The sequence below is a fragment of the Curtobacterium sp. ABR8 genome (assembly GCF_057812125.1).
The window spans coordinates 646,191-660,334 of sequence record NZ_CM173818.1 but is presented as its reverse complement, the minus strand read 5'-3'; the positions used below and the strand labels follow the sequence as shown (position 1 = coordinate 660,334).

The 14,144-nt window shown below is 71.9% G+C and carries 12 protein-coding genes; 4 read left to right on the top strand and 8 right to left on the bottom strand.

The features are described from left to right. The first annotated feature begins 43 nt into the window (after positions 1–43). A complete protein-coding gene (locus ACXKZB_RS03230) occupies positions 44–517 on the top strand; it encodes a hypothetical protein (protein ID WP_488824688.1) in 474 nt (157 codons plus the stop codon). A gap of 24 nt (positions 518–541) precedes the next feature. Here the strand turns inward: ACXKZB_RS03230 and ACXKZB_RS03225 are convergent, their stop codons facing one another. From ACXKZB_RS03225 to ACXKZB_RS03190, 8 genes are all read right to left on the bottom strand, one after another. Continuing rightward, entirely contained in the window at positions 542–1,210 is a 669-nt protein-coding gene (locus ACXKZB_RS03225) for a response regulator (RefSeq protein WP_123937474.1), read from the bottom strand. Beyond that, entirely contained in the window at positions 1,207–2,532 is a 1,326-nt protein-coding gene (locus ACXKZB_RS03220; protein WP_488824687.1) for a sensor histidine kinase, read from the bottom strand. The genes ACXKZB_RS03225 and ACXKZB_RS03220 overlap by 4 nt, the downstream gene beginning before the upstream one ends. Then, positions 2,519–3,493, bottom strand: a complete 975-nt coding sequence (locus ACXKZB_RS03215) for a CPBP family glutamic-type intramembrane protease (protein WP_488824686.1) — start codon at positions 3,491–3,493, stop codon at positions 2,519–2,521. The genes ACXKZB_RS03220 and ACXKZB_RS03215 overlap by 14 nt, the downstream gene beginning before the upstream one ends. 95 nt (positions 3,494–3,588) lie before the next feature. Continuing rightward, positions 3,589–4,080, bottom strand: a complete 492-nt coding sequence (locus ACXKZB_RS03210; protein WP_222659442.1) for an SRPBCC family protein — start codon at positions 4,078–4,080, stop codon at positions 3,589–3,591. A 172-nt stretch (positions 4,081–4,252) separates the two neighbouring features. Beyond that, positions 4,253–4,813, bottom strand: coding sequence for an arsenate reductase/protein-tyrosine-phosphatase family protein (locus ACXKZB_RS03205; RefSeq protein WP_488824685.1), 561 nt, complete (start codon positions 4,811–4,813; stop codon positions 4,253–4,255). 2 nt (positions 4,814–4,815) lie between these two features. Then, entirely contained in the window at positions 4,816–6,114 is a 1,299-nt protein-coding gene (locus tag ACXKZB_RS03200) for an adenylosuccinate synthase (RefSeq protein ID WP_123312146.1), read from the bottom strand. Positions 6,115–6,357: 243 nt separating this feature from the next. Further along, positions 6,358–6,522 carry a hypothetical protein gene (locus ACXKZB_RS03195; RefSeq protein ID WP_159573348.1) on the bottom strand — a complete coding sequence of 55 codons (165 nt, stop codon included), beginning with the start codon at positions 6,520–6,522 and terminating at the stop codon, positions 6,358–6,360. Between the two features lie 143 nt (positions 6,523–6,665). Continuing rightward, a complete protein-coding gene (locus ACXKZB_RS03190) occupies positions 6,666–10,340 on the bottom strand; it encodes a S8 family peptidase (protein ID WP_488824684.1) in 3,675 nt (1,224 codons plus the stop codon). A gap of 161 nt (positions 10,341–10,501) precedes the next feature. On the opposite strand from ACXKZB_RS03190, the gene ACXKZB_RS03185 reads away from it, so the two are divergent. Genes ACXKZB_RS03185 through ACXKZB_RS03175 form a run of 3 tightly spaced genes read left to right on the top strand, consistent with a single transcriptional unit; the run spans position 10,502 to position 14,108 of the window. Next, positions 10,502–11,146: a TetR/AcrR family transcriptional regulator gene (locus ACXKZB_RS03185; RefSeq protein ID WP_488824683.1), complete on the top strand. Its 645-nt coding sequence runs from the start codon at positions 10,502–10,504 to the stop codon at positions 11,144–11,146. Then, positions 11,143–11,877 (top strand): P-loop NTPase family protein, encoded by a 735-nt coding sequence (locus ACXKZB_RS03180; RefSeq protein WP_488824682.1) that lies wholly within the window; start codon positions 11,143–11,145, stop codon positions 11,875–11,877. Before ACXKZB_RS03185 ends, ACXKZB_RS03180 begins: the two co-directional genes overlap by 4 nt. Further along, on the top strand, positions 11,874–14,108 hold the full coding sequence (locus ACXKZB_RS03175; protein WP_488824681.1) for a YhgE/Pip family protein: 2,235 nt from the start codon (positions 11,874–11,876) through the stop codon (positions 14,106–14,108). Before ACXKZB_RS03180 ends, ACXKZB_RS03175 begins: the two co-directional genes overlap by 4 nt. Positions 14,109–14,144: the final 36 nt, after the last annotated feature.

The following is a 14,144-nucleotide window of genomic DNA, read 5'->3' as shown; positions in this document are numbered from 1 at the left end:
CACGACACTTCCCACCGATCGACCTGCGAGCGATACTCATCCCATGCAGTGGGGACGGATCGTACCGGTCGTGGTGCTGGCCGTGGTGGTCACCGGCGGGCTCGCGGGGTGCGATGCGGAGGGCCGGATCCAGAGCATCGGGCCGGGGACCTCCGTGAGCTCCTGCATCGACTACGTGCCCATGACCGCGGCCGAGCGCCGTGATTCCGCCGATCTCGTGGTCGATGGCCAGGTCACCAAGACCGATCGCACCGTCGAGATCGGCGGCGTCTACGACGTCTACGACGCCGAGGTCACGACGACCTCGAAGGGGGACGCCCCCGGCACCACCATCGAGGTCGTCAGCACGTCGGACCAGTGCACGACGAGCGGCGAGCCCGTCGAGTACCTCGACGGCGACGTGCTCGAACCAGGGGGAACGTTCCGCCTCTACCTGACGAAGGCCGACCCCGAGGACGACGACAGCGTCTGGCGGCTCGTCGTCCCCGGCGCCGCCGAGCCGCTCACCACCGGCTGACGCCCGGCACGCACCACACGTGCCCTACGGCTCGGGGACCGCCACGATCCGGTTCTGGTACGCCCACACCACGGCCTGCAGCCGTGATCGGACCCCGAGCTTCGGCAGCATCCGCGCCAGGTGCGACTTCACGGTCGAGACCTCGAGCACGAGCGCGACCGCGATCTCCTCGTTCGACATCCCCTGCGCGAGCAGCAGCAGGACCTCGCGTTCGCGGGCGGTGAGCACCCCGTCTGCCCGGTCCCCCGACACCGGCTGCAGGCTCCGTCGCGACACGAACTCGCGCAGCACCCGCCGGGTCAGCGCCTGGTCGAGCGTCCCGTTCCCCGCGGCGACCTGGCGCACGGCATCGACGATGGTGTCCGGCTCGGCGTCCTTCAGCAGGAACCCGGAGGCACCGGCCTCGAGGGCCCCGAACACGTAGTCGTCCAGGTCGAACGTCGTCAGCATCAGCACCGGGATGGCCGGGTCGGCGTCCGGGGCGCAGAACAGCCGGGCGAGCTCGATGCCGTTCACCACCGGCATCCGGATGTCCAGGCAGGCGACGTCGGGCCGCAACGAGCGCGCCAGCGCGAGCGCCTCGCCGCCGTCGGCGGCCACGCCGACCACCTCGATGTCGGCCTCCGCGCCGAGGAGCGCGGACACCCCGGCACGGACCAGCGGTTGGTCGTCCGCCACCAGCACGCGGATCACGCGACCACCTCGCCGCCGTCGGCGGCCTGCGCGGGTGCGGCAGGTGCCTCCCGGCCGAGCGCCAGCTCCACCAGCCATCCGCCGGTCGCGGTGGGGCCGGTCTGGAGGCGCGCCCCGACCAGGTCCGCCCGCTCGCGCATCCCCCGCAGGCCGTTGCCGCCCGACGGTGAGGTCGGCGCTGCCGGAGCGGCGGCCGGTGCGTTCTCCACCCGGATCACCACCCGGGTCGGGTCGCGGTCGTCGATGGTGACGGTGCACGGGGCGGACGGGGCGTGCAGGGCGGCGTTCGCCAGCGCCTCCTGGACGGTGCGGTACGCGGCGAGCTGCGCGAGCGGGCCGACGCCGTCGGCCACGGGGCGGTCGTCGGTCGGACGGTCGCCGGGCAGCACGTCGAGGCGCACGTCGCTGCGGAACCGGGCGCGTTCGACCAGGTCGACGATGCCGGCGACCGTCTCGACCGCGCGTTCTGCGGGGACGTCCTCGCGCAGGAGCCCGACCAGGCGGCGCAGGTCGTCGAGGACGGCGGTGCTCTGCTCCCGCACCTGGCGGGCGCCCTCGTGAGCGCGCTCCGGGTCGCTGTCGATCTGCCGGTCGATCACGGCGGCCATCAGGGCGATGCCGGACAGGTGGTGCGCTGCGATGTCGTGGAGCTCGCGGGCCATGGCGGCGCGTTCGCGGGAGACCGCGGCGTCGACCAGGGCGTCCTGCTCACGGAAGACCGCGCTCGCCTCGGCGGTGCGGGCGGCGCGCACCTCGCGGCGGGACCGCACCAGCAGGGTGACCAGGAGCGGGAGCCCGACGGCACCGACTGCCTGCAGCACCCCCTGGCCGAGTGCGCCGGTCAGTCCCTGCGTGACGTCGCCCCGGAGCGCTCCGCCGGCGACCGCGGACAGGACCGTGCTGCCGGCTGCCACGAGCGCGGCGGCGACCAACAGCGTCGGCCACAGGCGAGCGAGCGGGACCCGCAGCGCCGCGAGGACCACGGCGACCACCACCGGCAGCGCAGTGAGGCCGAACAGGTCGAGCGACTGCGGGGCGAGCGCGGCGACCAGCACCGGCAGCGCGGACACCGCGACCAACACGGTGCGCGGTGCACGACGGGCGGCGGGCAGGGCGGCGGACTGGGCCAGCAGGCCGAGCGCCAGGACGGTCCACGCAGCGGTGAACGGTGCCGGGACCCGCATGGCCAGGGCGGCGCCGTCCGGCTCGAGGCCGTCGAGCGGCGGCAGACCGAGCAGCAGGCCGATGGCCACGACGGCCGTGCCGAGCGCGACGAACACGTCGACGCGGCGGTCACGGGTGCGCGGGTCAGCGGAGGCCATCGTTGGATCCTACGAGGCGGGTGCGAGCGGGGACCGGGGCGTCGATCGGCAGCGCACGGCGCGCCGGGTCGTAGCCCAGGCGGCCACGGGTCACGACGAGCAGCACGGCGGCGGCGACGGTCGAGGTGATGGTCAGGCCGATCATCAGCGTGCCGGCGGTCATGCTCGGGTACATCTCCGGGAACAGCGTCGAGATCGTGTTGTTCACGCCGACGTGCAGCAGCAGGGCCAGGGGCAGGCTCTCGCCGGTCTTGTTGAACACCTGGATCATCACGACGTTGAAGGTGATCGTGAACAGGGCGAACACGACGGGCTCGCTCCAGTGCGCGTTCGGCCAGCCGCCCCAGTCGCTCAGGTAGAGCGGCATGTGCCAGAGCGCCCAGATCGGGCCGAGGATCGCAGCCGCACCGAGCCCACCGAAGCGGTGCTGCAGGCGGGGCAGGGCGAAGTCGCGCCAGCCGGGCTCCTCGCTGAGACCGGTGGAGAACAGCTGGATGACCAGGCCGGGCACGAGCATGGCGACGGCCAGGGCCGAGGGGGCACGGACGTCACCGCCGGCGAAGGGCAGCGCGGACGCGACGATCATGGCCGGCACGACGACGAGCGCCAGGGCGTACCAGTACCAGGCGACCCGCCAGCGGAACAGGCGCCCGACCCAGCGGCGCAGGCCCGGACGGCCGTCGGCGACCGCGGTGACGATGAACGCACCGCCCAACGGGCCGAGGAGCGCACCGGGCAGGACACCCGTGAACTGTCCGCTGCCCAGGACCTCGGGGAAGTGGATGTCCCACACGCCCATGCCGTGCGGGGACAGGATGTAGGGCACCCACGCGAGCCAGCTCAGGCCGAGTGCCAGGGTGAAGAAGGACACGAGCGGGTGCCGGGCGATGAGGCCGCGGACACCCCCGCGGTCCTGCGGGGATGTGCCGGCGACGGGCCGGACTTCGGTGGTGTTCGTCATGCACACGACGCTAGGAACCAGCGCGCTCGGCGACGACCGGCTTCGGGACGCACCTGCGGGAGTTCCATCGAAGGATGCAAGTGCTCCCGGGGCGTTCAGGCGGTGCGCTGGGCGGCAACGTGGGCCAGGACGACCGGGTCCTCGCAACCCCGGGCGAAGCCGCGGATGCGCCGGTCGATGTCCCGCTGCAGCACGAGCACGCCGATCCGTTCGGCGAGCGGCGCCAACCACTTCGGCCGGCAGGTGAAGTTGTAGCGCCAGACGGCCAGGGTGTGCCCGGGCTGCCCCTCCGCCGCGGTGAAGCGCCAGCCCCCGCCCATCCGCTCGAAGAACCACGACCCCTTCGTCATCTTCATCCCGACGTTCGACGGCGGATGGTACGAGACGTACTCGCTCTCCATCGCGAAGCCGAACCGCTGCACCGTGTAGGTCCGGACGCCCTTGCCGGGGACCGTCGCACCACCGACCAGGTGCTGGTGTCGGATGAAGGGGTCCCAGCGCTTCCGGATCGCCCCCTGCGTCTGCGAGACGGCGAACGCCACCTGCGGCTCGACCGGCACGATGCAGCGGGACTCGACGACGGGCATGAGTCATCCTCGCACGGCACCGTGCACGGCGCGGCGTCCGCCGGCCCGTGCGAGGTTGCTCGCTCCGTGCGCCGCTACAGCCCCGCACCAGGCCGCCGACCTCGCACCGGGCGAACAACCGCGCACCGTGCGAGTTCGGTCCGCGCGGCGTCAGCCCACCGGCAGCGCGGTGTCAGCGCAGCGAAGCCCGGAGCGCGTCGGCGATGGGCGCGAGCGCGGCGTCGATCTCGTCGGCGACCCGCGCGTGGGTCGCCTCGGACCGGCGGTACGGGTCGTCGACGTCGTCGTCGGCGGGGTCGGCCGGCGGCGGGACGGTGCCGCGCAGGCGTGCGACCCGCTCGACCAGGGCCTCGGGCGCGTGCACGTCCTTCAGGTCACCGGGCTCGAGTCCGTCGAGCACCCGCGCGAACTGCTTGATCGTGAACGCCCGCTTGGTGGCTCGGGGCGCGAGCGACACCACGGCCGCCCGGTGCGACCGTTCGGCCGTCAGCACCAGGTCGGCGTCCTCGACGATCGCCGACGTCAGGTACCGCGAGCCGTGCCGCACCGGGTCACCGCCGAGCCGGACCGACTGCGCCGCGGCGGCGCCGTCCATCGGGGAACCGTCGTCGGCGATGGTGCCGGCGGACTCGACCACGAACGCCGCAGCGTCCGGGCCGAGTCGCGCCGTCAGGACCTGCGCGCCGAGCGGCGACCGGCAGATGTTGCCACTGCAGACGAACAGGATCCGCATCGTCAGGCTGCGCCGGCGCCGAGCAGGTCGTGCCGGACGACGATGGCGTCGCGCCCCGGACCGACACCGATCGCGGAGATCCGCGCACCCGACATCGCCTCGACCGCGAGCACGTAGTCCTGCGCGTTCTTCGGCAGGTCCTCGAACGAGCGGGCGCCGGTGATGTCCTCGGTCCAGCCGGGGAACTCCTCGTACACGGGCTTCGCGTGGTGGAAGTCCGACTGGTTCACGGGGACCTCGTCCACGCGCACGCCGTCGACCTCGTACGCGACGCACACGGGGATCGTCTCGAGCCCGGTCAGCACGTCGAGCTTGGTCAGCACGAAGTCGGTCACGCCGTTGATGCGCGCGGTGTAGCGGGCGATCGGGGCGTCGTACCAGCCGCAGCGACGCGGACGGCCCGTGGTGGTGCCGAACTCGAAGCCGTTGGCGCGCAGGAACTCGCCGGACTCGTCGAACAGTTCGGTCGGGAACGGACCGGCGCCGACGCGTGTCGTGTACGCCTTGACGATGCCGATGATGCGCTCGAGCTTGCCCGGGCCGATGCCGGAACCGGTCGCGGCGCCACCGGCGGTCGCCGAGGACGACGTGACGAACGGGTAGGTGCCGTGGTCGACGTCGAGCATGGTCGCCTGACCGGCCTCGAACAGGACGGTGTCGCCGCGCTCCAGTGCACGGTGGATCTCGAGGGCCGTGTCGGCGACCATCGGGCGCAGGCGCTCGGCGAAGGACAGCAGCGACTCGACCACTTCTTCGGCGTCGATCGCGCGACGGTTGAAGACCTTGACCAGCAGGTGGTTCTTCTGGTCGAGGGCCGCTTCGACCTTCTGGCGCAGGATGTTCTCGTCGAAGATGTCCTGGATGCGGATGCCGACGCGGTTGATCTTGTCGGCGTAGGTCGGGCCGATGCCGCGACCGGTGGTGCCGATCTGCCGCTTGCCGAGGAACCGCTCGGTCACCTTGTCGATGGTGCGGTGGTAGTGCGTGATGACGTGGGCGTTCGCCGACACGAGCAGCTTCGAGGTGTCGACGCCGCGTGCCTTCAGCGCGTCGAGTTCCTGGAACAGGACCTCGAGGTCGACGACGACGCCGTTGCCGATGATCGGCGTGACACCGGGCGTGAGGATGCCGGAGGGCAGCAGGTGCAGGGCGTACTTCTCGCCGCCGACGACGACCGTGTGGCCGGCGTTGTTGCCGCCGTTGAACTTCACGACGTAGTCGATGCGGGAGCCGAGGAGGTCGGTGGCCTTCCCCTTGCCCTCGTCGCCCCACTGGGCTCCGATGATGACTGCTGCGGGCATCTGGTTCTCCTCACGTTGGCGGAGGACCTCACGCGACCAGGCGGGCCGGTGGTCCACCCGAGTCTATCGGACGGTCACCTGCGCGCCACCTTGCCCGTGCCCGAGGTGGTGACGACGGACGGACGGGCGCGCCCCGCTCAGCGGCAACGCGAAGCGTTGCGCGGGGCGCGCCGACCGAGCCTGCGAGGGAGGGGTGCCAGCTGGCACCGGGCATCCCGGCCTTCGTGTCGGTGCGTTCCGCGATCAGGCGCGGAAGAAGTCCTGGTACGACGGGTCGCCGACGGGCTGCGAGTAGCCGGGCTCGGCGAGACGCTGCTCGATCATCGCCTGGACGACGTCGGGCGGGGTGAGCCCCCGGCGGCGCCACTCGGTCGGGTTGGCCCGGAGCTGGCTCAGCGTGTTCTGCATGCTGCAACCCTGGCACCGTGTAACTAGTTTGTCTAACTACCTGTCCTGATTCCGCGTTCCCCCGACTGCTGGGAGCACAGACGACGCCGGATCCGCGCTGCGGACCCGGCGTCTCCTGTTGGTTCAGCGGCGCGGACGCCGCACTACTTGCGCGAGACCTTCGCGGTCGACTTGGACGTCGCGGTGCCGTCCTTGTAGCCCGAGGCGTGCGCGGTGACCTTCACGGAGAACTTGTGTCCCGCGGCGGACGTGCCGAGCTTGTACGTCGCACCGGTGGCCTTCTTCACGACCTTGCCGTCGCGGAGCCACTGGTACTTGTACGTCGCCTTCGTCGTGCTCCACTTGCCGTGGTTCGCCGACAGCTTCGAGCCGACCTTCGCCGTCCCGCTGATCGTCACCTTGCTGCCCGCGGCGAGCGCGAGCTTCGGCGGGACCACCGAGATCGTCGACGTGCCGGCCTGCTTGCCCGACGCGTTGCCGAGGTGCAGGAGCAGCACGGTGGCCTTCGTGACGCCCGAGGCGCGGGTGACCCGGAGGACGCCGGAGTCGGCGAACAGGACGCCGGTGCTGCGGCCCTGCGCGAAGGACAGTGCCGGCTTCGACGGGTCGAACGACGCGTTCTTCGTCTCGTCCACCACGGACGAACCGGTGGTCGCGGCTCCCGGGGCGTACGCCGACTCGGTGAGCACCGAGTAGGTGAACTTGCCCTTCGCACCGATCAGCGCACCCGTGGTCGTGAGCACCTTCACCGAGCTGTCGAAGGTGTTCACGTCCTGGCCGGGTGCCCCGCCGTTGAGTGGCTGGACGTCGACGACCGGGTCGACGTCCGGGTCGTCCGACGCGGCCTTGGCCAGGTCGATCGTCGTCGCGAACGTCGCGTCCACCGCGGCGGACTTCGCGTTGTAGACCAGGTAGTCGGGCTCGCCGTCACGGTTCGTGTCGATGAGCACCTCGACGTTGGTCACGGCGCCGGGGTTGGCGTCGGGACCGGCCGTCTGGATGCCGAACGCGATCGTGTCCGACGCCTTGTCGTAGCTGGCGCCGTAGGAGCGGATGTCCGCCGCCTGCAGCGAGCGCTTCGCCGAACCGTCGGGGAACGCCTCGACCGGGTCGGTCCCGCCGAGCACGAACGGAGCGACGGCGGCGTGGTAGCCGGTCGTCAGCCCGCCCTGGTCGACGGTGCGGCCCTTGAGCGTCAGGTCGGCCGACTTGCCCGGGCCGGTGAAGGCGACGGTGGAGCGACCCTGCACGGAGCTGACGGGCTTCGGCGCGAGGTACGCACCGACGCGCAACGGCACCGCGGTCGTGTCGGTCGGCGTGAACGCCACGATGCCCGAGGCGGCGGTGACGAACTCGCGCTGGTAGCCCTGCTGCACCGACTCCTGGGTGGGGTCGATGACGCGGCGGAGCTTCGTCGGGTCGGCGATGGTGAACGTGAGCTTCACCGTCGCGGTGCGGTTCGCCGGGACGGTGACCCGCTTCGTGTCGAGCGCGAAGGTCACACCGGGCTGCGACACCTGCGGCTGGTAGGCCACGTCGTAGGTGTGCGCGACGCCGTCGGTGTTCGCGATCTGCAGCGTGCGGCTCTCACTGGTCGCGCTCGAGACCTCGACGACACCGAACGAGGCGGTGACGAGCAGGTCGTTCTCGACGCTCCGCACGGTGGTGCCGGCGGTCACGGCCTGCAGGGCGTCGACGCGGCCGGTGCCCTGCCGGAGCAGGGTCGCCGAGCGGGAGCCGTCCTTGACGTCGTGCGTCGCCGTGTTCATGAGCGCCGCCTTGACCTGCGGGGCGCTCCACTCCGGGTGCGACTGGAAGGTCAGCGCCGCGATGCCCGCGACGTCCGGTGTGGCCATCGAGGTCCCGCTCATCGACATCCGGCCGTCGCCGGTGCCGTTGGCCGCCGAGATCACGTTGACCCCGGGGCCGGCGATGTCCGGCTTGACGATGTCGTTGAACGACCCGTGCACGCCCCGGCTGGTGAACGCGGCGAGCGTGTTCACGGCCTCCGGGTCGGTGGCGAGTTCGAAGCCCTTGAGCTCGTCCGCGAAGCGCACGTGCAGGGTCCCCGCCTTGGCTGCGGCCTGGAGGCTCGTGGCGGCGTCCAGCGTCAGCTCGGCACCCGGGATGGTCGCGTTGCCCGCGATGCCCGAGTCGAAGGTGTTGATCGTGCCCGCGAGCAGGACGCCGATGCCGCCGGCGGCCTGCACGTTGTTGAAGCGCACGCCGGAGCCGCACTCGAGCGCGCCGTCCGTCCACTTCAGCCAGACGACCTTGCCCGCGATCTTCGCGGCGTCGGCGGCACTGAACGCGGCGCAGCCGTCGATGTTGCTGGTCGGGACGACGACGTCACCCTCGACCGGCAGCGTGCCCGTGAAGTTCTGCGAGTACTGCGACCGGTAGGTCTTCGCGACGTTCGCGGGGGCGGTGGCCTGCACGCCGTCGTACAGCGACTGGCCGGTGGCGCTCGCGGCGACGGTGAGTGCACCCTCGGCGTTGCCCGGCGATCCACCGATGTCGGTGAAGTCGTCGGCGTTGCCCGAGGCGATCACGGGCAGGACCCCGCGTGCGGTCAGTGCGTCGATCTTGGCGTTGTCGGGGTCGTCCGGTGCGCCGTAGTCGGAGCCGAGCGACAGGTTCAGGACGTTGATGTCCTTGCCCTCGGTGAGCGCCTGGCCCACCCAGTCGAGCGCGGCACCCGTGACGTCGGTCGAACCGCCGCCGTCACCGAACACCTTGAGGGCGTAGAGGCCGGCCTCGGGCGCGGTGCCCGGGCCGATCCACATGTCCTGCACCTGCTGCGTGGTGAGCTTGGTGTAGTCGCCGTCGAACTGCTGCTTGTCGGCGGTCAGGCCGTAGCCCGCGATCGAGCCGGACACGTGCGTGCCGTGGTCGCCGCCCTTGCCGTCGATCGGGTTGTCGTCCGGAGCCGGCACCGGGTCGTAGGCCGGGTCGGTCGGGTCGGCGTTGTAGGTCGCACCGGCGAAGTCGTACCCGCCGAGGAACTTCGACGCGTCGTACAGGCTGGGGTCCGGAGCGCCGAAGCTCGCGTTCGCCAGGGCCTGCTGGTAGGCCGCGGTGGTGCCGGGTCCACCGAAGTCCGCCTGCGTGTAGTCCAGGCCGGTGTCGAGGACGGCGACGTTGACGCCCTTGCCGGTGTGCCCGGTCTGCTGCCAGGCGTTGAGCGAGCGCGTGTAGACGTCGCTCGCGGCGTTCTTCGGGGCGACCCCGTCGGCGCCGGGACGCACGAGGCTCGGGTCCACGCCGGAGGGGGCGACGCTCGCGTCCGGCAGGACCGTCGGCTGGACGATCTTCTTCGGCGTGAGCGGGATGATGCTCTCGACGTCGGAGCGCTTTGCGATGTCCTGCAGCGCGGAGACGTCGGCGACGACCGCGACACCGGGGACGGTGTACTCGGTCGAGTAGAGCTCGGTGGAGTCGGCGTCGGCGCGCTTGACGGCGGCGCGGACGGCCGCGGTCGTCGACTCGATCGCCTTGACGCGGCTCTTCGCCGCCGAGGACGGCGTCTTCGACCTGGTCAGGTCGCCGCCCTTCGCGTCGGCGTCCACCTCGAGGGCGCCCTGACCGGTCGTGCGCACGAAGGCGGCGACGGTCTTGGTGGGCTTGGCGTCGCGCAGCGGCGCGGAGAGCTTCAAGTCGGCCACCGACACCCCGGCCGGAGCTGCGGAGGCCGCGCCCCCGACTGCGAGGCCGCCGCACGTCAGGGCCACGGCGGCGATGCCGGCGGTCAGGACGCGTGCGATGCGATGGGAGTTCCGGGTCGGGTTCGGGTCGTGGTTCGGTGTTGCACGGTTCAAAGAGGTCACTCCAGGCTCAGTCCGTGGTTCGCATGAGATTGCTGTGAAGTTATGCGCTTACATTCAGAAAGGGCAGTCCGCTCTTTGGGGGACACCCCTGTTCGAGGGCCGGTCTCCCTGTTAAGTTGCACACCTCTGTGCACGTTATTACGATGGGGTCCGTGACCACTGCTCCCCATCCCGCACGCGCACCCCGCCGCGACGCGACCGAGAACCGGGCAGCCCTCCTCGACGCGGCACGGACCTGCCTGCAGCGCGATCCGGACGCCTCCATCGAGACGATCGCCGCGGCCGCCGGACTCTCGCGCCGTGCGGTGTACGGACACTTCCCGTCGCGCGACGACCTCGTGCGCGAGGTCGTGACCTCCGGTGCGGCTCGGATCGCCGCGTCCATGCCGACCACCTCGGACCTGCAGGAGCTGCCGCCGGCCGCTCGGCTCGCCGCGATCGCGGTCACGCTCTGGACCGAGGTCTCGCACGTCCGCTCGATGGCCCGGGTCGCCGTGCGCAGCCCGTTCGCCGAACCCGTCGCCGAGGTGTTCGCACCGCTCCGGGCCCAGGTCCGCCAGGCGTGTGCGCTCGGGATCGCCGAGGGCACCATGCGCGACGACGTCGACCCCGCCACCCTGGGGCGCCTGGTCGAGGGGGCCTGCATCGCCGTCCTCGACGAGGCGACCCGGTCCGGCACCCCGGACGACGCCGGACGGCGCATGGTGGTGGTGTCGGCCCTCGGCATGGCCGGCATCGACTGGCGCACCGCACTGCTCTCCGAACCCGCTGCTCCCGCTGTGAAGGACCCCGCATGACGCTCGAACTCGCCCACGTCGGCATCGGCGAGGAGCCCGGCGCGGCACTGCCCGTCGTCTCCGCCGTCGCCGCCCCCGGACGCCCCGGGGTCGTCGCCGTCGAGACGGAGCAGGCCCCCGTGCTCGCCTCGCTCGTCGCCGGCGGCCGGATGCAGCCCGACACCGGGCGGCTCCTGCTCGACGGGCACGAGGACGCCGCGGCCGTGCGCCGCGCCTTCGCCCTCGTCGACACCCCGGGCGTCGCCGAGCCCTTCCCCGTCATGACCGTGCAGCAGATCGTGCGCGAGGAACTGGCGTTCGCCGCCCAGCGTCCTTCGCGCGGCCACGTCGACACCGTGCTCGAGGAGCTCGACCTGCGGCACTACGCCGACACCCCGGTCCAGCGGGTGCCGACGGCCGTGCGCGTCCGACTGCTCGTCGAGCTCGCCCTGCTCCGCGACGGGGTGACCGGGGTCGTCGTCACATCGCCCGAGCGACACGGCGGTGCCGTCGAGGAGTGGTTCGCGGTCCTCCGCGACGTCGCCCGACGCGGTACGACCGTCGTGCTCGTCACCTCGAAGGCCGCAGCCACGACCGTCGAGACGCTGCTCGACACGATCGACGCGACCGACGCGTCCCAGCCCGAGGGTCCCGACGACGCGGCCCTGTCCGACGGAACCGAGCCGGGCCTCCCGTCCGCCCCGTCCGTCACCGCAGAATCCGCAACCGTCCCGACGGAGGCAACCCCGTGACCACCACCTCGCTCGTCCGCGCCGAACTGGCGCGACTCACCGCGACCCCGCTCGCGCGACTGGCGTTCATCGCCCTGATGATCGTGCCGCTGCTGTACGGCGGCGCCTACCTGTGGGCGAACCGCGACCCGTACGCCAAGCTCGACCAGATCCCCGCGGCGATCGTGAACCTCGACGCCGGCGCCACCCTCGACGGCGAGCACGTCGACTACGGCACCGACGTCACGAAGGAAGCGATCGACGGCGCCGACTTCAAGTGGACGAAGACCGGGGCTGCGGACGCGCGCTCCGGCGTGCGGAACGGCACCTACGACTTCGTCGTCACCATCCCGCACGACTTCTCCGAGCACCTGGTGTCCGCGCAGTCCGACGACCCGACGCAGGCGAAGCTCGTCATGACCACGGCCGACACGAACTCGTACCTGGCGTCGACCATCGCGGAGCAGGCCGGCAAGACCATGCGCACGGCCGTCGCCGAACGCGTCGGCAAGCAGGCGGCGAAGACCCTGCTCGTCGGGCTCGCCGACGTCCGCGACAGCCTCGGCGACGCCGTCGACGGGGCCGACCAGCTGGCGTCCGGCACCGCGAAGGCGGACACGGGCGCCCACACGCTGGCCGACGGCACCGGCAAGCTGTCGTCCGGTGCGGCGGAGCTCGCGTCCGGCACGGCGGACCTGCCGTCGCAGACGAAGCAGCTGGACAGCGGAGCGCAGCAGGTGGCGTCGGGGGCGTCGACCCTGGCGTCCGGGCTGGCCAGCGCGCAGCAGCAGACGGCGGCGCTGCCCTCGCAGACGCAGCAGTTGGACACGGGGGCGCAGCAGCTCCAGACCGGGCTGCACCAGCTCCGCGACCAGACGTCCTCGCTGCCGGCGGACTCGCAGAAGCTCGCCAGTGGAGCGTCGCAGGTCGCCGCCGGGAACGCCACGCTGGCCGACGAGGCCACGCCGTTCATCGAGGGCGTCCAGCAGCTCTCGGCGCAGTCGCCGGAGCTCGTCGCGTCGCTGAAGCCCGTCGTGCAGGCCTCCACGGTGCTCACCGCGGAACAGAAGACCCAGCTGCTCGCCGGGCTCGACGACCTGCAGGCCGCCAGCACCGAGCTCGGTGCCGGTGCCGGTGACCTGTCCGGCAACCTGCAGAAGCTCAAGACGGGCAGCGCCCAGGTGTCCGCGGGTGCGTCGCAGCTCGCCCAGCAGGCGCCGGCGCTGACGAGTGGCATCCAGCAGCTCTCGGACGGCTCCGACACGCTCGCCGCCGGGACGTCGAAGCTGGCTGCCGCGGCACCGACGTTGACCTCGGGCATCGCGTCGGCGGCGACCGGCGCGTCCACGCTCTCCGCGGGTGCCGCGAAGGTCGCAGACGGCACGTCGACGCTGGCTTCGGCCGCTCCGACCCTGTCGTCGGGCGCATCGTCGCTCGCCACCGGCGCAGCGTCCGCCGACAAGGGCGCATCGTCGCTCGCATCGGGCCTCGACGAGCTCAAGACCGGCTCGTCGAAGCTCGCGTCGTCGCTCGACGAGGGCCGCACGAAGATCCCGGCGTCGAACGCCTCCGAGCGCGAGTCGCAGGCCTCGGTGATCTCCGACCCGGTCAAGGTCGGGGACGACAACGTCGCCGCGGCGTCGAACTACGGCGCCGGCCTCGCGCCGTTCTTCATCTCGCTCGCGGCCTGGATCGGCATGTACGCGCTGTTCCTCATCCTCAAGCCGATCTCGAAGCGGGCGATCACCGCGGTGCGGAAGCCCCTGGCCGTGGTGTTCGGCGGCTGGCTGACCCCGGCCCTGCTCGGCCTGGTGCAGATGGTGGCGCTGTTCTTCATCGTGCGGTTCGCCCTCGACCTGAACGTGGTGCACGTCGGCGGCACGATCGGCATCATGGTGCTGGCGTCGGCGACCTTCGCGGCGATCATCATGGCGCTCAACGTGCTGCTCGGGTCGGTGGGGCAGTTCCTCGGACTGGTGCTCATGCTCGTCCAGCTCGTCACCGCCGGCGGCACGTTCCCCTGGCAGACGCTGCCCGGGCCGTTGGCGGCGCTGCACTTCGCGCTGCCGATGACGTACTCGGTCGACGCGATCCGGCAGACGATGTACGGCGGGGACCTCGGCGCCGCGTGGTCCGACGCGGGCGTGCTGCTCTGCTGGCTGCTCGGGGCGCTGCTGGTGTCCTTCGTGGTCACGGCGCGGCAGACCCGCTCCCGCACGCTGCGCGACCTGCGTCCGAGCCTGATCGGGTAGCGCGGGGGCGCGGGGGCGCGCGCGCTCGTTCGCATC

What these genes read in the sequence shown, in the direction of transcription:
- ACXKZB_RS03220 (WP_488824687.1), bottom strand. Translation starts at nt 2,532, where the DNA reads ATGGCCTCCGCTGACCCGCGCACCCGTGACCGCCGCGTCGACGTGTTC.
- ACXKZB_RS03180 (WP_488824682.1), top strand. Translation starts at nt 11,143, where the DNA reads ATGACGCTCGAACTCGCCCACGTCGGCATCGGCGAGGAGCCCGGCGCG.
- ACXKZB_RS03210 (WP_222659442.1), bottom strand. Translation starts at nt 4,080, where the DNA reads ATGCCCGTCGTCGAGTCCCGCTGCATCGTGCCGGTCGAGCCGCAGGTG.
- ACXKZB_RS03195 (WP_159573348.1), bottom strand. Translation starts at nt 6,522, where the DNA reads ATGCAGAACACGCTGAGCCAGCTCCGGGCCAACCCGACCGAGTGGCGC.
- ACXKZB_RS03215 (WP_488824686.1), bottom strand. Translation starts at nt 3,493, where the DNA reads ATGACGAACACCACCGAAGTCCGGCCCGTCGCCGGCACATCCCCGCAG.
- ACXKZB_RS03205 (WP_488824685.1), bottom strand. Translation starts at nt 4,813, where the DNA reads ATGCGGATCCTGTTCGTCTGCAGTGGCAACATCTGCCGGTCGCCGCTC.
- ACXKZB_RS03230 (WP_488824688.1), top strand. Translation starts at nt 44, where the DNA reads ATGCAGTGGGGACGGATCGTACCGGTCGTGGTGCTGGCCGTGGTGGTC.
- ACXKZB_RS03200 (WP_123312146.1), bottom strand. Translation starts at nt 6,114, where the DNA reads ATGCCCGCAGCAGTCATCATCGGAGCCCAGTGGGGCGACGAGGGCAAG.